The organism is Streptomyces sp. MJM8645, from assembly GCF_001625365.1.
In the GTDB taxonomy this organism is placed as follows: Bacteria; Actinomycetota; Actinomycetes; order Streptomycetales; family Streptomycetaceae; genus Kitasatospora.
In genome coordinates this window covers 6,021,803-6,044,833 of record NZ_LJJF01000001.1, presented here as the reverse complement: position 1 = coordinate 6,044,833, position 23,031 = coordinate 6,021,803, and the positions used below count along the sequence as shown (strand labels likewise).

20 protein-coding genes are annotated in these 23,031 nt (G+C 73.4%); 9 read left to right on the top strand and 11 right to left on the bottom strand.

What is annotated here, in order from left to right; translation table 11 throughout:
• Window positions 1-66: 66 nt before the first annotated feature.
• Complete coding sequence (locus A6F73_RS25755; protein WP_063351529.1) at window positions 67-663, bottom strand: LysE family translocator; 597 nt, start codon at window positions 661-663, stop codon at window positions 67-69.
• A 231-nt stretch (window positions 664-894) separates the two neighbouring features.
• Between A6F73_RS25755 and A6F73_RS25750 the strand changes: the two genes are divergently transcribed.
• Window positions 895-2,289, top strand: coding sequence for a PLP-dependent aminotransferase family protein (locus A6F73_RS25750; protein ID WP_063349962.1), 1,395 nt, complete (start codon window positions 895-897; stop codon window positions 2,287-2,289).
• A gap of 118 nt (window positions 2,290-2,407) precedes the next feature.
• Here A6F73_RS25750 and A6F73_RS25745 read toward each other — a convergent pair whose 3' ends face one another.
• From A6F73_RS25745 to A6F73_RS25735, 3 genes are read right to left on the bottom strand one after another with little or no spacing between them, the layout of a single operon-like run.
• A complete protein-coding gene (locus A6F73_RS25745; RefSeq protein WP_063349961.1) occupies window positions 2,408-3,313 on the bottom strand; it encodes an SDR family oxidoreductase in 906 nt (301 codons plus the stop codon).
• Window positions 3,310-4,308 carry an alpha/beta hydrolase gene (locus A6F73_RS25740; protein WP_063349960.1) on the bottom strand — a complete coding sequence of 333 codons (999 nt, stop codon included), beginning with the start codon at window positions 4,306-4,308 and terminating at the stop codon, window positions 3,310-3,312. The genes A6F73_RS25745 and A6F73_RS25740 overlap by 4 nt, the downstream gene beginning before the upstream one ends.
• Complete coding sequence (locus A6F73_RS25735; protein WP_063349959.1) at window positions 4,305-5,867, bottom strand: NAD(P)/FAD-dependent oxidoreductase; 1,563 nt, start codon at window positions 5,865-5,867, stop codon at window positions 4,305-4,307. Before A6F73_RS25735 ends, A6F73_RS25740 begins: the two co-directional genes overlap by 4 nt.
• Before the next feature lie 397 nt (window positions 5,868-6,264).
• Here A6F73_RS25735 and A6F73_RS25730 point away from each other — a divergent pair, with 397 nt between their 5' ends.
• From A6F73_RS25730 to A6F73_RS25720, 3 genes are all read left to right on the top strand, one after another.
• Entirely contained in the window at window positions 6,265-7,053 is a 789-nt protein-coding gene (locus A6F73_RS25730) for a MerR family transcriptional regulator (RefSeq protein ID WP_063349958.1), read from the top strand.
• Window positions 7,054-7,112: 59 nt separating this feature from the next.
• Window positions 7,113-8,117 carry an iron-siderophore ABC transporter substrate-binding protein gene (locus A6F73_RS25725; RefSeq protein WP_063349957.1) on the top strand — a complete coding sequence of 335 codons (1,005 nt, stop codon included), beginning with the start codon at window positions 7,113-7,115 and terminating at the stop codon, window positions 8,115-8,117.
• A 344-nt stretch (window positions 8,118-8,461) separates the two neighbouring features.
• On the top strand, window positions 8,462-9,781 hold the full coding sequence (locus A6F73_RS25720) for an MFS transporter (protein ID WP_063349956.1): 1,320 nt from the start codon (window positions 8,462-8,464) through the stop codon (window positions 9,779-9,781).
• A 94-nt stretch (window positions 9,782-9,875) separates the two neighbouring features.
• Here A6F73_RS25720 and A6F73_RS25715 read toward each other — a convergent pair whose 3' ends face one another.
• The 5 genes from A6F73_RS25715 to A6F73_RS25695 all read right to left on the bottom strand — a co-directional run bounded on the left by A6F73_RS25715 (window position 9,876) and on the right by A6F73_RS25695 (window position 16,958).
• The gene (locus A6F73_RS25715) at window positions 9,876-11,513 is read right to left on the bottom strand and encodes a M4 family metallopeptidase (RefSeq protein ID WP_063349955.1); all 1,638 of its coding nucleotides are present in this window, start codon (window positions 11,511-11,513) and stop codon (window positions 9,876-9,878) included.
• A gap of 809 nt (window positions 11,514-12,322) precedes the next feature.
• On the bottom strand, window positions 12,323-12,625 hold the full coding sequence (locus A6F73_RS25710) for a glutaredoxin domain-containing protein (protein WP_279634944.1): 303 nt from the start codon (window positions 12,623-12,625) through the stop codon (window positions 12,323-12,325).
• Window positions 12,622-14,811 carry a serine/threonine-protein kinase gene (locus A6F73_RS25705; protein ID WP_079136001.1) on the bottom strand — a complete coding sequence of 730 codons (2,190 nt, stop codon included), beginning with the start codon at window positions 14,809-14,811 and terminating at the stop codon, window positions 12,622-12,624. Before A6F73_RS25705 ends, A6F73_RS25710 begins: the two co-directional genes overlap by 4 nt.
• Window positions 14,812-14,927: 116 nt before the next feature.
• A complete protein-coding gene (locus tag A6F73_RS25700; RefSeq protein WP_159398543.1) occupies window positions 14,928-15,878 on the bottom strand; it encodes an alpha/beta hydrolase in 951 nt (316 codons plus the stop codon).
• Window positions 15,879-16,199: 321 nt separating this feature from the next.
• Window positions 16,200-16,958: a dienelactone hydrolase family protein gene (locus A6F73_RS25695; protein WP_063349951.1), complete on the bottom strand. Its 759-nt coding sequence runs from the start codon at window positions 16,956-16,958 to the stop codon at window positions 16,200-16,202.
• Window positions 16,959-16,997: 39 nt separating this feature from the next.
• Here A6F73_RS25695 and A6F73_RS42570 point away from each other — a divergent pair, with 39 nt between their 5' ends.
• Window positions 16,998-17,438 (top strand): DUF6191 domain-containing protein, encoded by a 441-nt coding sequence (locus A6F73_RS42570; protein WP_063349950.1) that lies wholly within the window; start codon window positions 16,998-17,000, stop codon window positions 17,436-17,438.
• Here the strand turns inward: A6F73_RS42570 and A6F73_RS25685 are convergent.
• Together A6F73_RS25685 and A6F73_RS25680 are read right to left on the bottom strand one after the other, a co-directional pair.
• Window positions 17,399-17,800, bottom strand: coding sequence for a VOC family protein (locus A6F73_RS25685; protein WP_063349949.1), 402 nt, complete (start codon window positions 17,798-17,800; stop codon window positions 17,399-17,401). The two genes, A6F73_RS42570 and A6F73_RS25685, sit on opposite strands and share 40 nt — an antisense overlap.
• Before the next feature lie 111 nt (window positions 17,801-17,911).
• Window positions 17,912-18,712 (bottom strand): (2Fe-2S)-binding protein, encoded by an 801-nt coding sequence (locus tag A6F73_RS25680; RefSeq protein WP_063349948.1) that lies wholly within the window; start codon window positions 18,710-18,712, stop codon window positions 17,912-17,914.
• A gap of 292 nt (window positions 18,713-19,004) precedes the next feature.
• Here A6F73_RS25680 and A6F73_RS25675 point away from each other — a divergent pair, with 292 nt between their 5' ends.
• From A6F73_RS25675 to A6F73_RS25660, 4 genes are all read left to right on the top strand, one after another.
• Window positions 19,005-19,952 (top strand): iron ABC transporter permease, encoded by a 948-nt coding sequence (locus A6F73_RS25675; RefSeq protein ID WP_063349947.1) that lies wholly within the window; start codon window positions 19,005-19,007, stop codon window positions 19,950-19,952.
• 65 nt (window positions 19,953-20,017) lie between these two features.
• Window positions 20,018-20,983, top strand: a complete 966-nt coding sequence (locus A6F73_RS25670) for an iron ABC transporter permease (RefSeq protein WP_244293701.1) — start codon at window positions 20,018-20,020, stop codon at window positions 20,981-20,983.
• Window positions 20,983-21,825: an ABC transporter ATP-binding protein gene (locus A6F73_RS25665; RefSeq protein WP_063349945.1), complete on the top strand. Its 843-nt coding sequence runs from the start codon at window positions 20,983-20,985 to the stop codon at window positions 21,823-21,825. Before A6F73_RS25670 ends, A6F73_RS25665 begins: the two co-directional genes overlap by 1 nt.
• A gap of 79 nt (window positions 21,826-21,904) precedes the next feature.
• Window positions 21,905-22,894: an iron-siderophore ABC transporter substrate-binding protein gene (locus tag A6F73_RS25660; protein WP_063349944.1), complete on the top strand. Its 990-nt coding sequence runs from the start codon at window positions 21,905-21,907 to the stop codon at window positions 22,892-22,894.
• The last annotated feature ends 137 nt before the right edge of the window (window positions 22,895-23,031 follow it).

Below are 23,031 nucleotides of genomic sequence, written 5' to 3'. Positions count from 1 at the left end.
GCGGGCGGCGGGCAGCGGGCGGCGGGCGGCGGGCAGCGGGCGGCGGGCGGCGGGCAGCGGGCGGGCCTAGGCTGCCACGGCTTTGGCGCGGTCGGCGGCGATGTGGACGGCGAGGCCGCCGAGGACCGTCCCCATCGCATAGCGCTGGAACCGTAGCCAGGCGGGACGGCGGTTGAGGAAGGACGCGATGCCGCCCGCGCTCACCGCGATCAGCCCGTTGACGGTGACCGCCACCACGATCTGGGTCAGCCCCAGCACCAGGCTCTGCACCGCGACGTGACCGCGCTCGGGCGCCACGAACTGGGGCAGCAGCGAGATGTACATGATGGCGATCTTGGGGTTGAGCAGGCAGGTCAGGAAGCCCATGGCGAACAACCGGCGCGGCGGGTCCGGCGGCAGCTCCTGCGGGGCGAACACCGCCGTACCACCCGGCCGGACGGCCTTCCAGGCCAGCCACAGCAGGTAGCCGGCGCCGGCCAGCTTGATCGCGGTGTAGAGGGCGGGCACCACCGAGAACACGGCGGCCACGCCCGCCGTCACCGCGGCCAGGTAGACCAGGAAGCCGGCCGCGACCCCGATCAGCGACAGCAGCCCGGCGCGGCGGCCCTGGGCGATCGACCGGGAGACCAGGTAGATCATGTTGGGCCCCGGTGTCAGCACCATCCCGAGCGCCACGGCGGCGATCCCGAGCACGGCATGCCCACCCACGGCGGACAGGGCAGATGCGGCGGGCAGGTCGAACGAGGCGGATACGACGGGAGCGGCGGGGGTCAGTGCTTCCATGCGAGGAGGCTAGGCCCGGCGTCGATCTCAATGCAATGATGACTTTGCACTCGGTGCAATGCCGATGCGATGCCGTGCAATGCCATCACCTTGCGTGGAGGGGTCCCGCCGATGGACGATTACCGCCTGATCGCCGACGAGATCGCCGACGCCATCACCGGCGGGCGGCTGCGACCCGGCCAGCAACTGCCCACCCAGCGCGCCTTCGCCCGCAGCCGGGGCATCGCCAACTCCACGGCGGGGCGCGTCTACCGGGAACTGACCCGGCGCGGACTGACCACCGGGGAGGTCGGGCGCGGCACCTTCGTCCGGGCCGGACAGGGGGCCGGCGGCGGGGCAACCGGCGGGCAGGTGGCACTCGCCGAACCGGCCGGCGCGCCGGTGGACCTGGAACTCAACTACCCCGCCGTCCCCGAGCAGGCCGCACTCCTGGCCGCCGGACTGGCACCGCTGCTCCGGGCGGACGCGCTGGGTGCCGCACTCGCGCCGGTGGGCGCGGCCGGGACGGGCGCGGCCCGGCAGGCGTTCGCGGCACTGCTGTCGGACGAACGCCGGACGGGCGGGGACCGGACGGGCAGGGATCGCGAGGTCACCCCGGAGATCGCCGGGGAGGAGCTGCTGTTCGCGGGCAACGGACGGCAGGCCATCGCCGCGGCACTGTCCGCGCTGGTGCCGCCCGGCCACCGGCTGGGGGTGGAGGCACTGACCTATCCGGTGGTCAAGGCCGTCGCCCAGCGACTGGGCATCACGCTCGTGCCACTGGCCGTCGACGAGCACGGACTTCTGCCCGACGCCGTGGCCGCCGCCCACCGGGCCGCGCCGCTGCGCGCCGTCTACGTCCAGCCGAGGCTGCAGAACCCGCTCGGCGGGAGCCTGCCGTACGAGCGGACGGCCGCCCTCGCCGAGGAGCTGCGCCGCCTCGACCTGCCGGCCGTCGAGGACGCGATCTGGTCCTTCCTCCGCCCGGAGCTGACCGCCCTCGCCAGCCTCGCGCCGGAACGCACCGTCCTCGTCGACAGCCTCTCCAAGCGGCTCGCGCCCGGGCTGACCACCGGGTTCGCGGTTGTCCCCGCCGCGCTGCGCGAACGGATCGCGGGCGCACTGCGCTCGGGCGGCTGGACGCCCAGCGGGTTCGCCCTGGAGGCGGCCGTGCGCTGGATCGGGGACGGCACCGTGGCCGAGGTCGCGGCGGCCAAGCGCGCCGACGCCGTCGCGCGTCAGCTGCTGGCGCGCGAGGCGCTGACGGGGCAGCGCGTCCGGGCCGACCCCCGCTCGTACTACCTGTGGTGGGAGCTGCCGGCGGCCTGGCGGGCGGAGACCTTCGTCGCGGTGGCGGCGCGGGCGAGCATCGCCGTCACACCCGCGGCGGCGTTCGCCGCCGACCCCCGGCGTTCCCCGTCCGCCGTCCGGGTCGCCCTGGCCTCGCCGCCGCTGCCCGTGCTGGCGCAAGCACTGGAGACGCTGGCGTGGATCGCGCGGGGGACGGCAGAGGAGTGGATGGAGTGACGGGCGGGCGGGCGGACGGCCAGGCGGACGAACAACTGACAGATAACAGATAACAGCTGTTGAAATCTGTTATCTGTTATCTGTCAGTTGAAATCTGTCAGCTGTCAGTCGACGGCCGTCAGTCGACGGCGCCGCTCCGACCGCCTCGCACCGCCGTGTCCGCAGCCCCGCCGGCACCGACTGCGCGCAACCGGGAGGCGGCGGTGGCGGCGAGCTGGGGCGCGATCCGGGCGACGTCGCGCGAACCGACAGCCGCGATCAGGCTCGGCAGCAGCCAGCGGACCGGCTGCATGCCGCGCAGCCAGGCCTGCGCGTAGACGTGGGCGGACCGCCGGGCAATGCCGGCGGCGATCCGCTCCACCGCGGGCTCCAGCGGGTAGGTCTTGTTGGCCGGCCACGGCAGCCTGGTCCGCATCTGCTTGAGCACGGTGTCCTCGTCGGCGCCGCGCACCATGTCGGTGTCGGTCCAACTCAGGTATCCCACACCGACCTTGACCCCCTGGTAGGCGACCTCGGCGCGGAGCGAGTGGGCGAAGGCCTCCACCCCGGACTTACTGGCGCAGTACGCGCTCATCAGCGGCGCGGGAGTGAGCGCGGCGAGCGAGGCGATCTGCAGCAGGTAGCCCCGGCTCTCGACGAGGGCGGGCAGGAAGGCCCTGGCCGTGGCGACGCTGCCGAGCAGGTTGACCTCGATCACCCGGCTGAACGCCCGGTGATCGCTGTCCGCCACCGGCCCGCCGATGGCGATGCCGGCGTTGGCGACCACGGTGTCGATCCGACCGTAGTGCTCCTTGATCCGGCGGGCGGCGTCGCCGAGCGCGTCGAGGTCGGTGACGTCCACCTCCCAACTGGTCGCGGCCGCGCCGCACTGCGCCGCGACGGCCTTGAGCTCGTCCGGCTCCAGCCCCAGGAGGGCGACCTTGGCCCCGCGCCGGGCGAGCGTGCGAGCGAGCGAAGCCCCGACCCCGCGGGCGGCCCCGGTGACGACGACGACCTGTGCGGACAACGGCGGGATGGCGTTCATGCGGCGGCGGTCCTCTCCGAAACGGGCGCAGAGGCGGAGGAGGCAGATGTGGAGGAGGCAGGAGCGGAGACGGAAGCGGGCGCGGCGGACAGGTACGCGGCGGCCAAGCGGTGGATCTCGGCCGCGACCTCCACCGGCCGCTCCAGCGGCGCCATGTGCCCAACCCCAGGAAGCAGCAACAGCCCCTGCGGGTCGGCGAGTTCGGCAACGATCCGGTGTGCGTGCACCGGCGGGGTCAGCCGGTCCGCGGTGCCGACCACGACGGCGGTCGGTACGGCGAGCCGGGCGAGCCCGGCGTGGACGTCCAGACGGTCGAGGACGCCCGCCCAGTTGGCGCGGACGGCGGTCGGGCAGGCGTGCACGATCCGGGCCGTCGCCTCCACCTGACCGGCGGACGAACCCGGGCCCATGGTCGCGTACTTGAGCGCGACACGGCTGACCGGCGAGACCGGTCCGAGCGGCAGCCGGGAGCGCAGCAGCTGGCGGTTCAGGAAGCGGCGCAGCCCCGGGGAGCGCACCGCCTCGGGCAGCACGGTGAGTTCGGCCACCAGCTCCCCCGGCCCGGTGGAGACCAGGACGGCGGCGGCGGTCCGGTCGGCGATCTCCGGGCGGCCGCCGGCGGCCATGATGGTCATCCCGCCCATGCTGTGCCCGGCGAGCACGGCCTTCTCCCCCGCCGGGACGGTCCGGGCGAGGACGGCGGAGAGGTCCTCGGCCAGCGCCCGGGTGGAGTAGCGGACCCGGCTCGGCGGGATCTCGCTGTGCCCGTGGCCGCGCTGGTCGTACGCCACCACTCGGTAACGGTCGGAGAGTTGGCGGATCACCGGTGCCCAGAAGGCGGTTGAGCAGGTCCAGCCGTGGGCGAGCACGACGGTGGGCGCCCCGGGCTGGCCGTGCACCTCGGCGTGCAGCCGGATCCCGTCCGCCGATCGGATGCTCAACTCCTCGACAGGCGTCGGCGGGACGTACTCGGCGGGCAGCTCGGCGGCGCTCATGCGGACACCTCCTGCACGGCAGGGGCGGCGTCCTGGCCGGCGCGCATGATCAGTTCGTACTCGCCGAGGTCGACCTTGCGGGTGGCGCGGCGGAACGCGGTGGTGGAGCCGGGCCAGAGCACGGTGTTCTTGCCGTTCGGATCCAGGTACCAGCTGCGGCAGCCGCCGGTGGTCCAGACGGTGCGGTCCATCCGGTGCTGGAGTTCGAGGTTCCACTGCCGCTGGGCCCGGGCGGTGGGCTGCATCGCGGTGGCACCGATCGACCCGAGCGTGGTCAACGCGTCGATCAGGTAGTTCAGTTGGGACTCGATCATCAGGATCATCGAGCTGTTGCCGAGGCCGGTGTTGGGGCCGATCACGAAGAACAGGTTCGGGAAGCCGTGCACGGCCGAGCCGCGCAGCGCCTCCATGCCGTCCTTCCACTCCTCCGCCAGGCTGGTGCCGTTGGCGCCGAACACCCGGGCCCCGATGGGCATGTCGGTGACGTGGAAGCCGGTGCCGAAGACGATGGCGTCGACCTCGTGCTCACTGCCGTCGGCGGCGAGCAGGGTGGAGCCGCGCAGTTCGCGCAGGCCGGAGGCGACGACCTCGGTGTTGGCCGCGGCGAGCGCCGGGTAGTAGGTGTTGCTGAGCAGGATGCGCTTGCAGCCGATCCGGTAGTCCGGGGTGAGCTTGGCGCGCAGGGCCGGGTCGGGAACGCCCTGGACGAGGTGGCGTTCGGCGAGTTGCTGGACCACGCGCAGCATTCCCGGGCGGCGCACGAAGGCGTCCACCTGGAGCTCCCGGAGGGCGAACAGGGTGCCGCGGCGGATCTTCCCGGTGACCGGTACGCGGTCGTGCAGCCACTTCTCCAGCTGGCTGATCTCGCGGTCCCGGCGCGGCAGGACCCAGGCGGGCGTGCGCTGGAAGACCGTCAACTTGCCGACCTTCGGCTGGATCGACGGGATGATCTGGGCGGCGGACGCTCCGGTGCCGACGATCGCGACCCGCTTGCCGGTCAGGTCGTAGTCGTGGTCCCAGCGGGAGGAGTGGAACACCTTGCCGGGGAAGGCGCCGAGCCCCGGCAGGTCGGGGATCTGCGGATCGGCCAGCGGTCCGGCAGCGGAGACCACGGCGTCCGCGGTCCACTGGCCGGCCGAGGTGGCGATCCGCCAGCGGACCTGCTCGGCCTCCCAACGTGCCTCCAGAACTTCGGTGTTGAACCGAAGATGCGGACGGAGGCCGAAGACGGTGGCGACCTTCTCCAGGTAGGCGCGGATGTCCGGCTGGCCGGAGAAGCTGCGCGGCCACGCGGGGTTGGGCGCGAAGGAGAAGGAGTAGAGGTGCGAGGGCACGTCGCAGGCGCAGCCGGGGTAGCTGTTGTCGCGCCAGGTGCCGCCGACCGAGTCCGCGCGCTCCAGGACGACGAAGTCGGTGATCCCGGCGCGGCGCAGCCGGACCGCGGCGCCGAGACCGCCGAAGCCGGAGCCGATCACCGCCACCCGCACGTGCGGGACGGCCTCGTCCGCCGCGGGGGCACCGGACGTGCCGGAGCGGGGGCGCTTGCTGCTGGATGCCATGCGGCCTCCTCCTGAGGGTGGGGCGATGATCTTCGCGCTGCCGTACCGTGGCGCCCGCTCGTGCCGCGCCTCCTGGCACGGACCCTGGCGCGCCGACGGCGCCGTGCTCGTACTGTGCTCGACTGCTCTCGTACCGCCCTGGCGCTGCCCTGATGTTGCCCTGACGCGCCCGGGTGACGCCGCGGTATCGCTCTGGTGCTGCCCTGCATGATGCTCTGCGTGCTGCCCTGTGTACTGCCTTGCCGTACTGCCGAGAGGGCTCCCCCGACGACTGGCATCGGAGCCTCGCCAATCGCGCCAGTAATCACTGGCATGATTGGCAGGGTAGCCCTTGCTGACACCGGATGGAAGAAGCGCGGCCACCCGGATTCCGGGAGCCTTCGGAGGTGGCGGACCTATGCTGATCGCCGTGGACAAGGTCAGAGCTGCTGCGGGTGACGGAAAACGCGAGTACCGGGTGGAGGAACTGGCCGAAGCGGCCGGCATCACCAGCCGGACACTGCGCTTCTACCGCGAGCGCAAACTGCTCCAGCCGCCGCGCAAGGAGGGCCGGATCGCCTGGTACGGCGAGGAGCACCTGGCCCGGCTGCGGATGATCGGCGAACTGCTGGACCGCGGCCACACCCTGGGCGGCATCGCCGAACTGATCGGCGCCGGCGAGAGCGGGCGGGACGTCGCCGAGCTGATCGGGCTGGAGGCCGCGATCGTCGCCCCCTGGTCGGACGAGACCCCGGTGCGCCTGGACTGGGACGAGCTCAAGACCGTCTTCAACGACCAGCTCACCGAGGAGAACACCGCCGAGTCGATCGCCCAGGGCTACATCACGATCGACGACGACGGGATCACCCACATCAGCCGCCGCCTGATGGACGCCACCACCGCACTCGTCGCCGAGGGCGTACCGCTCTCCGTGGTGCTGGACGCCAGCCGGCGCACCCAGGAGCACGTGGAAGCCATCGCCGAGATCTTCATCGACGTGGTCGGCGAGCACCTGCTCGGCGCCCTCGCCGCCGACGCCCCACTGCCGCCCGGCGAAGCGGCCCGGCTCACCGAGCGCATCCTGCGGGTGCGGCCGCTGGCCCGTACGGTCATCGACGCGCAGTTCGCCCTCGCGATGGACCGGCGGGTGCCCGCCGAGTACGACGAACTGCTGCGCCAGCGACGGGAGAACGACACCGAGGCGTAACCCCTCCAACGGGAGGGCAGGGATTCCCGCGCCCTGCCCGCCCGTTGGAGGAACCGCCGATGCCCAGACCGCTCAGTCGCCGCGCCGCGCTCGGCCTCGCCGCCGGGCTCGCCCCGGGCCTCACCCTCGCCGCCTGCGGCCCGAACTCGCCAGCGCCGTCCGCCGGTTCGACCGGCGGGTCCGGCGGTTCCGGCGGTTCCGGCGGATCCAGCGGGGCTGGCCCACGGACCGTCCGGCACGCTCGCGGCGAGAGCACCGTACCGGCCCGGGCCACCCGGGTGGTGGCGCTGGACACCGACGCGTTGGACTCGGTGGTCACTCTCGGGCTCACGCCGGTCGGCGCGACCACCGTCACCGAGGGTGCGCCCTTCCCCGCCTACCTGCCCGCCGAACGGCTGGCCGCGACGAAGGCCGTCGGCGCCATCGGGCAGCCCAACCTGGAGGCGATCGCGGCGCTGCGGCCGGACCTCATCCTGAGCAACCAGGTGCGCGACGACAAGCGGTACGACGAACTGGCGAAGATCGCGCCGACCGTGCTGTCCAAGACCACCGGGCCCACCTGGAAGGAGAACGTCCGGCTGCACGCCGAGGCGATGGGCCGGCAGGCCGAAGCCGAAGCGGCCGACGCGGCGTACCGGACGAAGGCGCGGGACCTCGTCACCGCACTCGGCGGCCCGGCCAAGGCCGCCGCCACCCGGGTCGAGATGGCTCGTTTCCTCGCGGGCGCGCCGACCAGGCTGTACCTCAACGACACCTTCGTCGGCTCACTGTTCAAGGACCTCGGGCTCGGCCGGCCCGCCAACCAGGACAAGCCCGGGTTCTCGGTCGAGATCAGCCCCGAGCAGGTGGACCAGGCGGCGGCCGACGTCATCTTCTACTCGGTCTACGGGGACACGGCCAAGTCCGACCAGGGCAGGATCACCGATGGCGCACTGTGGAAGAACCTGGACGCCGTCCGCACCGGCCGGGTGTTCCGGGTCGACGACAACCTGTGGATGCTCGGGATCGGCTACACCGGGGCCGGCTTGATCCTGGACCAGATCCGGAAGGACCTCGCGACCTGAGCGCGCTCGGCAGCGCACGGACCGACGGCGGCGCACGAACCGATGGCGGCGGACACCCGACAGACGACGGCGAACAGATGACGGCCGACAGATAACAGAAAACAGATAACAGATGTTGAAATCTGTTATCTGTCATCTGTTCGCCGCGGTCTCTCACGCCTCGCCCGTTGTCCACTCCTCCAACCCCGCCCCGCCCCCCGCCCCCGCCGCCACTGGTCGATCGACCGATTACCCACCCCCCGGACGCGCCCCTACCGTCGAGGCTCACCCGCAGGTCGCTGTCGCCTGGTCGGGCCGGTGGCGGGAGGCGGGCGCCCGCACCGGCTCCGTGTGGGGGCGTACCGATGTCCGTGGTCGTGAAGTTCCGTACAGCAGCGCAACTGACCGGCGGCCGGGTGCTGCTGTGGTCGCTGCTCGGTCGGCTGCCGAACGCGATGAGCCCGATCGGCACCCTGCTGCTGGTGAGCCGGAACACCGACAGCGTGTGGCGCGGCTCCCTGGTCGCCGGCGCGCTGGCGGTCGGCCAAGCGGTCGGCGGTCCGCTGGTGGGTCGGCTGGCGGACGGCCGAGGGCAGCGGACGGTCGGGCTGGTCGCCGCGCTGGTCAACGCGACGGCACTGGTGGTGCTGGTGGCCGCCTCGCAACGCGGGTCGGCCCTCGGCTGGCAGCTCGCGCCTGCCGCCGTGGTCGGCCTGTCCGTCCCGCTGGTCGGCCCGCTGTCGCGCAGCCGGTGGGTCCGATTGGCCGCTGGTGAAAAGGAGTTGACCTCCGTCATGCTGTCGCTGGACGGGATCGTCGACGAGGTCGGTTTCACCGCCGGGCCCGCACTGGTCGGAGTCCTCGCCACCGTCTCCTCCCCCGCCGTCGGCCTGCTCGTGGCGGCCGTGCTGTCCGGCGTCTGCGCGACCCTGTTCGCGCTGCACCCAACGGCCTCACCCGGCACCCCGAAGTCCCCGGCCCGCTCCGCCGAGCGGCTGCTCACCGTGCCCTACGTCCTGCTGCTGGCCGGGATGGCGCTGCTGGGCGCGTGTTTCGGCTCGGTGCAGGTCGGGGTGACCGCCACCACGGAGGCCCTGGGCCGGCCGGGCGCCGCCGGACTGCTGTACGGCTTCATCGGGTTCACCAGTTCCCTGGCCGGGATCGCCGCCGCGGGCCTGCCCGCCCGGTGGGAGTTGGCGTCCCGGCTGCGGGCGGGCACGGTGCTGCTGTTCGCCGCCGCCTGCGTCCTGCTCGTCTCCGCCGGGAGCCTGTGGAGCCTGACCGCCGCCGTGGGCCTCCTCGGGGTGGCGGTCGCACCGCAGATGATCACGATGTTCGGCCTGGTCGAGCGGACGGTGCCGGCCGTCCGGCTGGGCGAGGCGATGGCGGCGCTGGTCAGCGCGCTGATCCTGGCTCAGTCGGCCGGCACCTTCCTGGGCGGCTGGGCGACCACGCACTTCGCGGCCGCCGCGCCGTTCGCGATCACCGCGGCCGCGGCGGCGGCCGCCCTGCTGCTCGCCGCGTGCACCGCGACCGAACAGCGCTACCGCCGCCGTATTCCGACCGCTCCGACCGCTCCAACCGCTCCAACCGCTCCAACCAAAGGTCGGTCCGACGGTCGGCCTGGCGGTTCCGGCGCCCGACCTCGCATCGCCGCGCCCGTGCGCCGCGCCCCGCGCACATGACGGCGGGGGCGACGGTGGTCCGCACACCGTCGCCCCCGCCGTGCGGCCCTGCCGGCCGGCACCCACGATTCGGCAGGGCCCACTCAGGCGGTTGTCAGTTGACGTTGACCGCCGTCCAGGTGGCCGCGACCGCGTTGTACTCGGCGCTGCCGTTGCCGTACAGGTCCGCCGCCGCGCTGAGGGTGCCCGCCCGGGCGCCCGCGTAGTCGGTGGTGGAGGTGAAGTAGACGGTCAGCGCGCGGTACCAGATCTGCGCGGCCTTGTCCCGGCCGATGCCCGCGAGCGAGGAGCCGTCGGCCGTCGGGCTGTTGTAGTCGAACCCGTTGATGCTCTTCGCGCCGCTGCCCTCCGACAGCAGGTAGAAGAAGTGGTTCGCCACGCCCGACGAGTAGTGCACGTCGAGGTTGCCCACGTCGGCGGACCAGGAGTCGGCGGACTGGCCGTCCTTGCTGGGCTGGTCCATGTAGCGCAGCGGGGTGCCGTTGCCGTTCAGGTTGATCAGCTCGCCGATCCAGTAGTTCGGCGGGTTGGAGGGCAGGTTGGCGTACCACTCGACCATCGTGCCCATGATGTCGGAGGTGGCCTCGTTGAGGCCGCCGGACTCACCCGCGTAGTTGAGGTTCGCCGTGGCGGCGGTGACGCCGTGGCTCATCTCGTGGCCGGCCACGTCGATCTCGGTGAGCGGGGCGGCGTCGCCGTTGCCGTCGCCGTAGGACATGCAGAAGCAGCTGTCGTCCCAGAAGGCGTTGACGTAGTTCGAGCCGTAGTGGACGCGGCTCGCGGCGCCGACACCGTCGTTGCGGATGCCGTTGCGGCCGAAGGTGTTCTTGTAGAAGTCCCACGTGGTGGCCGCGCCGAACTGGGCGTCCACGGCGGCGGATTCGCGGTTACTGGCAGTGCCGTCGCCGAAGTTGTTGGAGGTGTTGGCGAACAGCGAGCCGTTGCCGGCGGTTCCGTTGCTCATGTCGGTGGTGGACTGGCCGCCGCGGCTGTCGTCCTTCAGCGAGTAGCTGGAGCCGCTCTGCGCGGTGGTGAGCGGCACCTGGCCGACGAAGACGCCCTTGCCGGTGCCGGCGGCGGTCTGGATCTTCTCGTGGGTGGACAGCACCTTGCCGGTGGCGGCGTCGGTGACGAGCACCTGGTTGCTCGGGGTGCCGTCGGCGCGAACGCCCTCGACGGTGGTCCGGTAGGCCAGGCGCGGGTTGCCGTCGGTCGCCCAGACGACCAGTTCGGCCTTGCCGGTCTGGTGCACGTCGGCCAGCGGGGACTCGTCGGCGTCGAGGGTGACCCCGACGGTGGCCTTGACCGCGCCGGTGGCCTGCGTGGCGGCCTGGTCGGCCGGGATCTGCGGGGTCAGGCTCGGCAGCGCGAGCTTGGCGGAGACCGCCTTGTCGACCGACTTGACCGAGCCGTTGGCCTTCTGGTGGACGACCAGGTCACCGCCGAGCACCGGCAGGCCGGCGTAGGTGCGCTCGAAGCGCAGGTGCCGGGTGCCGTCCTTGTCGACCACGGCGTCCTTGGCGACGAGCCGCTCCTTCTCGCCGAGGGCGAGGGCCTTGGCGAGCGGGCCGGACTGGCCGCCGGCCAGCGCGAGCACGGCCGCGTGCTGGTGGTCGACCTGGGTCTGGAGGCCAGCGACGGGGCTGGCCTGGGCGGCGGTGCTCACCTGGATCACACCGGTCAGCAGGGCGGTGGCCGACAGTACGGCGACAGCTGCGAGCTTTCGCTTCACGTGCGAGTCCTTCCGGGAAACCGCGTGTGGACGCGGTCGCGCCGCGTTCCGGGGGCCGGGGTCGGCACCTGTGGGGCGGAATGGGCGCTGACGTGCTGAAACCCCGGGCGGTCGAGCGGCGAGCCACCAAGGGGTGGGGGTGGGGGCTACCGCCGGGGCTGTCCAAAAGCATGACAATCCAGCAGGTGAATTGACAGGTCTACTTCAGCGATTGGCCAGGTCCCGCCAGCTCGCCGGGGCTCTCAAGTGGTGGGCAAAACGGGGCAATTCACCGCGCCTTGCAGTGGGTTCCCACCCGAACCACGGCCGACCGCCTGCGCCGATGTCCGATCGACCGTCGAACGTCGATTCGGCGCGCGGAGCCGAGCGGGCCGGAATCGACTTTTACATCCCTGTAGAACTTCCCATACGGAATCTTGACATCCGCTTGGCGAGGTCCCGCCACCTGCCACCCTTGCCCGCCGCCGGGCCATCTGCTAGCGCCACCGAACCTCGTGTTCGCCCGACTCCTCAGCGCAGTCGGCGAGTTGAGCGCGACACCCTGGGGCGCACCGGAGCCGACAAGGCCCCGTGTCCCACAACTGCCCTTGCTCCACCGGCGGCTGCGATGGCGCCCGGCTCCCGCGGCGCCCCGCTCGCCCGCCCCGACTCCCGGGCGACCTGCCCGTACGGACACCCGGGCCGGGTCGGCACACGCGCTCAACCGCCGCCGGCGCCAGGCCCGTCCGGTCGCAGAAGCGGCAGTGGCAGTGGCAGCGTCGGGGTCGGGGTTGGGAGGGCGCAGGGGTGCCACTCCTCGCCCGGACCGGTCAGCGAGGCCTCCCCGGGAGCACGTCCGGCGCGTACTCCCGGACCGCCGCGAGCAGTTGGCGGATCGACGGGTTCACCATCGGTCGCCCGGCCACGGTGACGGTCGGCACGGTCTCGTTGCCGTCCGCGACCGAGCGGACGAAGGCGGCGGCGTCCGGGTCCTTCCAGATGTTCACCATGGTGAACCGCCTGCTGTAGCGCAGGCGCGTGAAGAGCAGCGCCAGGCGCAGGTTCATGCAGAACGTGCACAGTGGACGCCAGTAGAGGACCACGCCGTCGTCGGCTCCGTCGGTCGCTGTCACTGGAACCGCCATTCCTGGGCCGTGTTGCCAGGGGTGCAGGTCACCATGGTGACCGCGTTCCCCGGGCCGTTGTCGGTCATGCAGCTGTGGTTCTGGTAGTCGGCCAGCGTGTAGGAGCCCTGGGCGGACCCGCTGCGCACCGTCCAGTTGGTCAGGAAGCTGAAGCCCCCACTCAGGGTGACCTTGCCGTCCATGGTCTGGACGAGCAGCGGCCCGCCGCTGTTGCAGGCGTTGAAACTGATCCAGGAGCCGGGGTTGGTCGCCCGCACCCAGCCGTACTGGGACGCGCCGCCGACCACGATCGGGTTGTCGCCGCTCAGTTCGTCGCGGGCCATCCCGATCGGGCGGCCGTCCTTCACGTTGACGATGGTGGTCCAGGAGGTGCCGCCGCACGACGGCGGCCGGGTGGGGGTCTGCGGGGCCGGCGGGTTGCCGCCGCCCGAGGGAGAACCGCCGCCTGACGGGGAGCCGCCCCCGGCGGGGGAGCCACCGGCCGCGTTCTGGGCCGGGGGCTGCGGGTTGGGATTGGGGTTGGCGGGCTGGTTTGCCGCGCCGCCCCCGCCCCCGCCGCCGGACTGGTTGGACTGACCGCCCGAAGCCCCGCCGGCGGAACCGCCCGAGACACCTCCCGCAGAACCGCCGGCGGAACCGCCTGAGGCACCGCCCGAAGCCCCGCCGCCACCAGCCGCGTTGCCGCCGCCTGCCGCGCCCGCGCCGGTGCCCCGGCTCGCCGCGCCTCCGTTGCCGCCCGGCGCGGGGGCCTGGACGGGCGCGCCCGGCTGGTTCTGGGTGCTCGGCTGCTGGTCGGCGGCCGGGGCCGCGACCGGGGTGTCGGAAGGTGTCGGCGTGGCGGGCGGCGTCGTGGCCGGGGCCGCCGGGGTGCCCGTGCCCGGGGTCACCGGGGCCGTCACGACGACGGTCGGCTGGGCGGCGGGCGGCTCGGCCGCGTCCGACCGGCCGGGGCCGCGGTCCACCAGCAGAACGGTCGCCGTGCCCATCGAGATGACCACGGGGACGATCACCGGCACCAGCAGTGCGCGACGTGACCGGCGCTTGCCCGGCTCGGTCACCGGCTGCGGCCCCACCTTCGCGACCTCGTCCGACACGGGGCCGTCACCCGACGCCGGGCGCTCGCCCGACGCGGGCTGGTCGGCGCCGTCCGCGACCGGCACCACGGCACCGGCCTTCGCCCCGCCGGCACCCCCGGGCGCTCCGCCCCTGGCCTCTTCACCCGCAGCCGCTCCCCCGGCCGCCGCAGCTCTGAGGTCGACCGTCCCGGTGTCGGCCGGGGCGCCGACCGCACCCGCCGCAGCGCCCGCGTCCTTCGCGCCGATCGCCGCCCGGGCCGCGGCCGCCATCTCGGCGGCGTCGGCGAACCGGTCCTCCGGCTTCTTCTCCAGCGCCTTCGCGACCAGCTCTCGAACCGCCGCCGGGAAGGCCCCCGGCAGCTCCGGCGCCGGCTGGCGGACGTGCTTGAGCGCGACCTCCAACACGCTCTCGCCGACGAACGGCGGCTTCCCGGTGAGCAGTTCGAAGCAGACCACGCCGATCGAGTAGAGGTCGGAGGCTGGCCCGGTGCCCGTCCCCTCGGCCTGCTCGGGGGCCATGTAGAGGGCGGTGCCGACGATCGCGTGCGAGGCGGTGATCTTGGTGCTGGCGATCGCCCGGGCGATGCCGAAGTCGGTGATGGTCACCCGGCCGTCCGTACGCACCATCAGGTTGGACGGCTTGAGGTCCCGGTGCACGATCTCCCGGCGGTGGGCGGCGTGCAGGCCGTCCAGCGCGGCGGCGACCAGACCGAGGGCGCGCTCGGGAGGCATCGGGCCCTCCTCGGCGAGCACCCGGTCCAACGGCCGGCCGTCGACCAGTTCCATGACGATGTAGGCGCAGCGGTCCCCGGCACCACCGCCTTCGCCGCCCTCCCGGCCCTCGGCACCGCCGCCGCTCTCACCGTAGTCGTGGACGTCCACGACGGCCGGGTGGTCGATCGCGGCGACCAGTTGGGCCTCCCGGCGGAAGCGCTGGATGAAGGTGTCGTCCTCGAACAGCGCCGAGTGCAGGATCTTGACGGCCACCGGCCGCGCCAGCACCGTGTCGTCGGCCCGCCAGACCGTACCCATCCCCCCGCCGCCGATCCGCTCGACCAGCGTGTACCGCCCGCCGAGCACGGCGCCCGGACCCCTCATACTCCCGCCCCCATGTGTGTCATGACCCTCCCCAGCGGGCCGTTCGGCCCCCAGTGTGCCAGAGGGGGTCGAACGGTCAGCAGGCACTGTCCGGCCAGGGGTTGAGGGCCCAACCGTCAGCTGTCCCGGCCCTGCCGGGCGTGCTCGACCACCTCCAGGACGGCGGCGGCGACGGCCTGCGGGTGGTCGGCGTGGACGTGGTGGCCGGCGCCGCGCACGACGATGTGCGACCCCTTGGCGGCGCCGGCGACGACGTGTGACTGGAGGACGGTCCAGCGGGCGCGCATCGCCCCCGGCAGGCCGTCGGTCGCGCTCAGCACGGTCACCGGCACGTCGGGCAGCCGCGCGGCCGCGCGCCGCCGCCGGAGCTCGGAGACCGCGAGGACCGTCAGCCGGTTCTCGTCGAGGACGGTCAGCCGCTGGTGACGGTGTGCCTCGACGGCCGCCTCGGCCCTCGCGACAGTTCCCCCGGTACGGCGTGCGGCGGGCGTCAAGGCCGCCCGGAGTAGCCCCACCCGCAACAGGACGGCCTCGGCGGCGCGGATGGCCGGTGGCTGGAACTCCTCGTGCGCCGGGTCCACCAGGACCAGGCCGGCCACCAGCTCCGGGCGCCGCCAGGCGAGGAGTTGGGCCAGCTGGCCGCCCCAGCTGTGCCCGACCAGGACGGCCGGGCCGGCGCCGAGGTGCTCCACCAGGGCCGCCAGGTCCCCGGTCGGGGACTCCAGCGACGGGCCGGAGACGCGATCGGGGTCACTGGCACCGAGCCCGGCCCGGTCGTACGCCACGACCCGGCTGTGCGCGGCCAGTTCGGGCAACACCGGCGCCCAGGTCAGCGACGAGGTGCCGCAGCCCGCGAGCAGGACCACCGGCGGACCGCCGCGCCCCGCCTCCACCCAGCGCAATGCCCGCCCGCCACGGTCGAGTTCGCCCTGCCGGACCCCGCCGGGGACGCGCTCGGCCAGCGCCTGCCCGATGGCGACCTGCACGTCCCGCATGGCCCGCGTGTCCTGCGTGTCCTGCGTGCCCCACGGTTCCTGCGCGTTCTGCCTGTTCTCTGTCTTCTGCACGTTCGGCTCCCCCCTGGATCCGTCCGCCCGGTCCCGGCCTGTGGTGCCGGGTGACGCGGGTTCGTTACTCACCACTGCCACGAGTCCCGGGCGCCTCCCCGACGCCCGGCGGCCCGGCCGACGGCCGGGCCCGGACTCGCTGTCAGGCACCAGACCCTGACCGCCCGGCTCCACGCCGACCCGAACACCTCGCGTCCGTTGCGCGACTGGAGGACGAAGAGGAGGTGCTGTGGCGCAAGGCCGTCACCGGCCCGCGCCTGCACGGACCAGGCCGGGGCGGACCGGGCCACGCCGCGCCCGCCGCCCCGGCCCTCCGGTGGCTCAGGCCGACAGGGTCCGCTTGAACAGGTCGAGCACCGCCTCCCAGTGGCGCGCGTCGGCGACGGCGTCGTAGCGGGTGGTGTCGGCCTGGGTGTAGCCGTGCGCGGCGCCCGGGTAGACCTCCTCCCGGTGGCGGACACCGGCGGCGGTGAAGGCCTCGGCGAGCCGTTCGATCTGCTCCGCGGGCATGGACGGATCCTCGTCGGCGTGGCCGAAGTACACCTCGGCGGTGATCCGGGAGGCGCCCAGGTGCGGGCTGTCCGGCGCATCGGTGGCGAGGTTGCCGCCGTGGAACCCGGCCATGGCGGCGATCCGGTCGGGGTGGCTGGCGGCCGTCCACAGGGCGAGCAACGCACCGCGGCAGTAGCCGGTGAGGCCGACCGGGCCGTCCGAGACGAGCGGGGAGTCGGCGAGCCAGCGCAGATAGGCGTCCGCGTCGCGGGCGGTCACCTCGGGGGTGAGGCTGAGGAGCAGCGGGCCGATCTGTTGGAAGATCGTCGGGTCCTTCTCCAGGTCGATCAGCGGCGGCAGTTCGACGACCGGCGCGCGGCCGTTCCGGTAGTAGGCGTTGGGGACCAGCACGGCGTACCCGGCCTGGGCGAGCCGGTCGGCCATGTCCTTCAGCTGGGGTCGGAGCCCGAAGGCGTCCATGTAGAGGATGACTCCGGGGTGGGCCCGCCCGTCGTCGGGATGGGCGAGGTAGGCGTCGGCGGTGCCGTCCGCCGTCGGGATGTCCACGGTGGTTCCGCGCACGGTCATGGTGAGGGGTCTCCTTCGGTTCGCGCGGCAGGTTAGCGGGTGGACGCCGCCACCGACGCGGCGCCCGCGGGGAACGCGGGTGCGACCGCCCGGCGTTGGGCGTACATGGGTGTGATCGTAGATGTGGCGTGCGTGGCGGCGGCGGTGATCGGGCTGGTGCTCCTGATCGCGTGGCAGATCCGGGGCGAGTCGTCGGGGCGTTGGCGGCGGGGCGGCGGGAGCACCGGGGTGGGCCTGGGCGGCGGGTTGGAGGAGTTGCAGGCGCTGTTCAGTCCGGGCAAGCGGGTGCAGGTCGAACAGCGGCGGGAACAGCTGACGCTGCGGGACGACGCCCAGGTCGGAGCGCCGCCGCACTTCGGCGTGGACCTGGACCGGGGCGTGGCGGTGCTGCACGGCAAGGGCGGGACGGGCGGTGAGACCGGACGGGGCCGGACAGGCGCTCAGGCCCCCCAGCCACGGGAGCAGAGCACCAGCCGGTAGCCGTCCGGGTCGGATATCGTCACGCCGAACTCCTCCCAGTAGGGGTTGTGGGCCCGGACCGGGGTGCCGCCGGCGGCCTCCAGCCGGGCGACCAGGGCGTCGTCCGCCGGCGCACCGAGGTAGACGACGAACAGGTCGTCGACCGTCGGGGTGGGCTCCAGCGGGTTCTCCGGGTCGTGGGTGAGTTCGAAATGCCAGGCTCCGCCGGGCGGACCGACCATCAGCAGGTCGTGCTCACCGGACACCCGCTCGGTGGTGCGCCACAGCACGTCGAGGCCGAGGCCGCCGACGTAGAAGCGCTCGGCCGCCGCGAGGTCGCGCGAGGGCCGGGCGATACGGACCCGCGTCGTCGAATCGATCACGGCCGCGACCCTAGCCGATACCACTGACAACGAACCGCCCCCGACGATCCCCTCAACGATCCCCCAACTCCCCCCGACGATCCCCCCGACGGCGATCCTCGGACGGACTCCTCAGAACCGGCGCAGCCGTTCCTCGTCGCTGGTGCGCGGGCAGGTCAGGCAGGCGGCGGCCTCGGGCTTGACGGCGTAGTAGAGGCAGCAGCCGAGCCGGGTACGGGTGTGGTGGCCGCGCCCGTCGGGGGTGTGCAGACGGCGGAAGTCGGCGGCGCCGGGCAGCGGGAGGGTGCCGCCGGGCAGCACCGCCTCGGCGGCGACGACCGCGGTGTCCTCCTCGCCGAGCATCCGGCCGAGGTACCAGACGGCGGAGGCGAGGTCGTCCGTCACCATTCCCCAGAGCGCGCGGTCGCGGCGCCGGCTGGGGGCGGCGAAGGCGGCGAGCACCGGCTCGACGTGGGCGACCACGGCGGCCCGCAGTTCGGCGCGGAGTTCGTCGTCGCCGGGGAGGGTGACGTGGCCGCGCGGGCGCAGCGCGAGGTCCCCGGTGGGGGCGTGCAGCCAGAGGTCGGCGGGGTCGACGAGGGGGACTTTCCGGGCGAGGTGCCAGGGGCCCGCGATGAGCAGGCACGCGGACCAGACGTAGTGGTGCAGCAGTCTGGAGGCGGTGACGTGCGGGCGGGGGGCGCGGCCGTGTTCGGCGGCGATGCGCTCCTCCTCGCCGGCCAGGGCGGCGGCCAGGGCCCGTTCGTCGGCGGCGAGTTCGGCCCCCGAGTACCAGCCGTCGGCGGCACGGGGGTCGGGTTCGTCGGCGTCGAGCAGGCGCAGTTCCAGCACCGGGCAGAGCTCGCGCAGGCGCCGGTAGTCGCCGGGCAGGGTGGACGTCGGTGCGACGGGCAGGGGTGTTCCGGGGATCATCGGCGCTCCGTGGATCGACTCCGCATGATCGAATAAGGTGAGGCTCACCTTACAATGCCTCAGGAAGTGCATCACCCGGGGCCGGGCCGGGCGGCACGGCACCCACGACACCCGGACGGGTCGACGCCGCGGCGAACGGCCCGACATCGGACCAGGCAACCCGAGATTGACGAACTTAGGCAAACCTAACCTAAGATGTCGACTCGTGTTGAGAACCGACCCTCCGGCCACCACAGCCCCGGCGACGCCTCGATCCTCGGCGGTCCAGCGGCCCCTGCTGCTGGTCGCCGGTATGGGCGCGCTCGTGCTGTGTGCCGCGCTGAGCCTCGCGCTCGGCTCCCGATCCATCCCGCTGTCCACCGTGGCCGACGCCCTCACCGGGGCCGCCCACGGCGGCGACGCCGATGTGGTGACGGGCCTTCGCCTGCCGCGAACGGTGATCGGGCTGGCCGTCGGGGCCGCGCTCGGCGTCGCCGGGGCGGTCGCCCAGGGCGTCACCCGCAACCCGCTCGCCTCCCCGGTCACCCTCGGCGTCAACGCCGGCGCGAGCCTCGCCGTGGTCGCCGCGATCTACGCGCTGGGCCTCACCCGGCCCGTCCAATACGTCTGGTTCGCCTTCGCCGGGGCGGCCGTCGCCGCGGTCGCCGCGTACGCGATGTCCCGGCGCGGCGGCGACCTCGACCCGGTCCGGCTCGCCCTCGGCGGCACCGTGCTCACCGTGGTGCTCACCTCCTGGACCTCCGCGCTGATGCTGGCCAGTCACCGCACCCTGGACGAGGCCCGGTTCTGGCTGGCCGGATCGATCGGCGGGCGGCAGTTGGACACCCTCACCCCCGTGCTGCCGTTCCTGGTGCTCGGTCTGCTGGGCGCGTTCGCGATCTCGCCCGCCCTCAACGCGCTCGCCCTCGGCGACGAGACCGCCCAGTCGCTCGGCGTGCCGGTGGCCCGGATCCGACTGGCCGGCGGGCTGGCCGTCGTCCTGCTCGCGGGCAGCGCGGTGGCCGTCGCCGGGCCGGTGGCGTTCATCGGACTGGCCGCGCCGCACCTGGTCCGCCCGTTGCTCGGCAACGACCACCGCTGGCTGCTGCCGGGCTGCCTGATCGCCGGTCCGCTGCTGCTGCTCGCCGCCGACGTGCTCGGACGGCTCGTGGTGCGCCCCTCCGAGATCGAGGTCGGCATCGTGACCGCCTTCCTCGGCGCGCCGCTGCTCGCCGTACTGGCCCGGAAGGTGGCCCGGTGACCGCGCTCGCCGTGCCCGTCGGCACACTCGCCCGCCGCCGGGCCCGCACCGCCGCGTGGTCGGCGCTGGCCGCCGTCGTCCTGGTGGTGCTGACCGGCGTCGCGCTCGGCACCGGACAGGTGAGCCTGTCCGGATGGGACGCGCTGCGCGCCCTGGTCGGGCAGGGCGAACCCGGAAACGTCCTGGTGGTGCAGCAGTTCCGGGCGCCCCGGGTGGTGTCGGCGCTGATCGCCGGGGCCGGGCTGGCGATGGCCGGCTCGATGCTCCAGCGGCTCTTCCGCAACCCGCTGGCCTCCCCCGACACCATCGGTGTCACCGGCGGCGCGTCCTTCGGCGCGGTGCTGATGCTCGCCACCGGCGCCTCCCAGCAGCTGATCCCGCTGGCCGCGCTCGGCGGCGGACTGCTGGCGGCGCTGCTGCTCGGCGGCCTCGCCTGGCGGTCGAAGATGGCCGTCACCCGGCTGGTGCTGGTCGGCCTGGCGGTGCAGCAGGGCCTCGCCGCCGCCGTGAACCTGATGATCGTACGGTTCCCGGCCGAGCTGGCCTCCTCCGCGATGCAGTGGACCACCGGCTCGCTCTACGGCCGCAACTGGACCGAGGTCTGGATCGGCGGCACCGCCATCGCGCTGACCGCCCTGGCCGTGCTGCTCTGCCAGCGGCGGATCTCGGTCCTCGACCTCGGCGACGACTCGGCCGGCGGCCTCGGCCTCAACCCCGGCCGGGACCGGCTCTGGCTGCTGCTGCTCGGCATCACCCTCGCCTCGCTGGCCGCCGCCCTCACCGGCCCGGTCGCGTTCGTCGCGCTCGCCGTGCCGCATCTGGTCCGGCTGCTCGCCGGGCCGCCCACCCTCGGCACGCTCGGACTCACCGCGCTCACCGGCGCCGTCCTGCTGCTGTCCGCCGACCTCCTCGTGCTCCACGTGATCCCCGTCCACGGCCTGCCGGTCGGTGCCGTCACCGCCACGCTCGGCGCGCCCTGGCTCCTGGCGCTGATGATCCGCCAGGGCCGGCCTCCCCAGAGGAGCAACTGATGACGCCCACGACGACCGTCGAGTCCGTCACCACCACCGCCAACCGGCTCGCCGCGCACGGCCTCGACCTGCGCTACGGCGACCGCACGATCGTCGACGGGCTCGACCTCGAACTGCCCGGCGGCGCCGTCACCGCCATCGTCGGGCCCAACGCCTGCGGCAAGTCCACCCTGCTGCGCGGACTGGTCCGGCTGCTCGACCCCGCCGCCGGCACCGTCACCCTGGACGGCTCCGACATCCACCGGATGTCCGCCCGGGCCCTCGCCAAGCGGATGGGCCTGCTGCCGCAGCAGCCGGTCACCCCCGAGGCGATCACCGTCGAGGCGCTGGTACGGCTCGGCCGGTACCCGCACCAGCGGATGCTCAGCCCGTGGTCCAAGACCGACCAGGCCGCCGTCGAGGACGCCCTCGCCCGGACCGGCACCGCCGAACTGCGCGACCAGCAGGTCGACCGGCTCTCCGGCGGGCAGCGCCAACGCGCCTGGATCGCGCTCGCGCTGGCCCAGGACACCGAACTGCTGCTGCTCGACGAGCCGACCACCTTCCTCGACCTGCGCCACCAGCTCGACGTCCTCGACCTGGTCGCCGACCTGCACGCCGAGGCCGGACGCACCGTCGTCATGGTGCTGCACGACCTCGGGCAGGCCGCCCGGTACGCCGACCACCTGGTGGTGCTCAAGAACGGGCGGCTCGCCGCCGCCGGACCGCCCGCCGAGGTCCTCACCGCCGACCTGGTCGAGGCCGTGTTCCAGGTGCCGTGCCGGGTGGTGCCCGACCCGGAGACCGGCACGCCGCTGGTCGTCCCCCGGGCGCGGACCCGGCCGCGCGCCGCCGACCGCTGACCGCCCCCCCCCCCCCCCGGCTCCTCACCCCTGACGCTCCTCACCCCCGACACCCGCTCGACCCGATCCAAGGAACCCCATGAACCGCCGCCTCCCCGTCGCCGTCCTCGCCGTCGCCCTGTCCACCACGCTGCTCGCCGCCTGCGGCAGCGACGGCGGGACCAAGCAGAGCGGGGACGCCGCCTCCGCGAGCGCCGGCGCCTCCGCCGGCTTCCCGCGCACCGTCACCCACGCCGCCGGAACGGCCCAGATCAAGGCCCAGCCCAAGCGCGTCGTGGTGCTGGACAGCGGCGAGCTGGACGACGTCACGCTGCTCGGCATCACGCCGGTCGGCGCGGTGTCGCCGCACATGAAGACCGAGGGCGGGTTCCCGAACTACCTCAAGGACAAGATCAAGGACACCAAGGACGTCGGCCCGATGAACGAGCCGAACCTGGAGCTGATCGCCTCCCTCAAGCCCGACCTGATCCTCTCCTCCAAGGTCCGCCACGCCAAGGTCTACGACCAGCTGAACGCGATCGCGCCGACCGTGCTCGCCGAGACCACCGGGTTCCCGTGGAAGGAGAACCTCGCCCTCTACGCGCAGGCGCTCGGCAAGGAGGACGAGGCCAAGAAGGCGCTCGCCGACTACGAGGCGCGGGCCACCAAGCTCGGCGAGGCGATCAAGGCGAAGAACGGCGGCGCCATGCCGACCGCCTCGGTGGTCCGCTTCGTGGCCGGACCGACCCGCCTCTACGCCAAGGCCTCCTACAGCGGCGTGGTGCTCAAGGACGTCGGCCTGGCCCGCCCGGCCGCCCAGGACGTCGACAAGAACATCGTCGAGGTGAGCGCCGAGCAGATCAACCAGGCCGACGCCGACCTGGTGTTCGTCACCACCGCCGACGACCCGTCCAAGACCAAGGAGAGCGAGGTCCAGCAGACCCCGGTCTGGCAGGGCCTGAACGCCGTCAAGAACAGCAAGGTCTTCAACGTCCCGGACGAGACCTGGATGTCCGGCATCGGCGTCCAGGCCGCCGACGCCATGCTCGGCGACATCGCCAAGGCCGCGGGCGTGGACGCACCCAAGTAACCGCCGACGGACGACGGCGGGCGGGCGAGGTAGCGGTGGCGGCCACAGCAGCAGCCGCCACCGAACAGCCGACAACGAACAGATGACAACAAACAGATAACAGATTTCGAAATCTGTTATCTGTCAGCTGTCGCCTG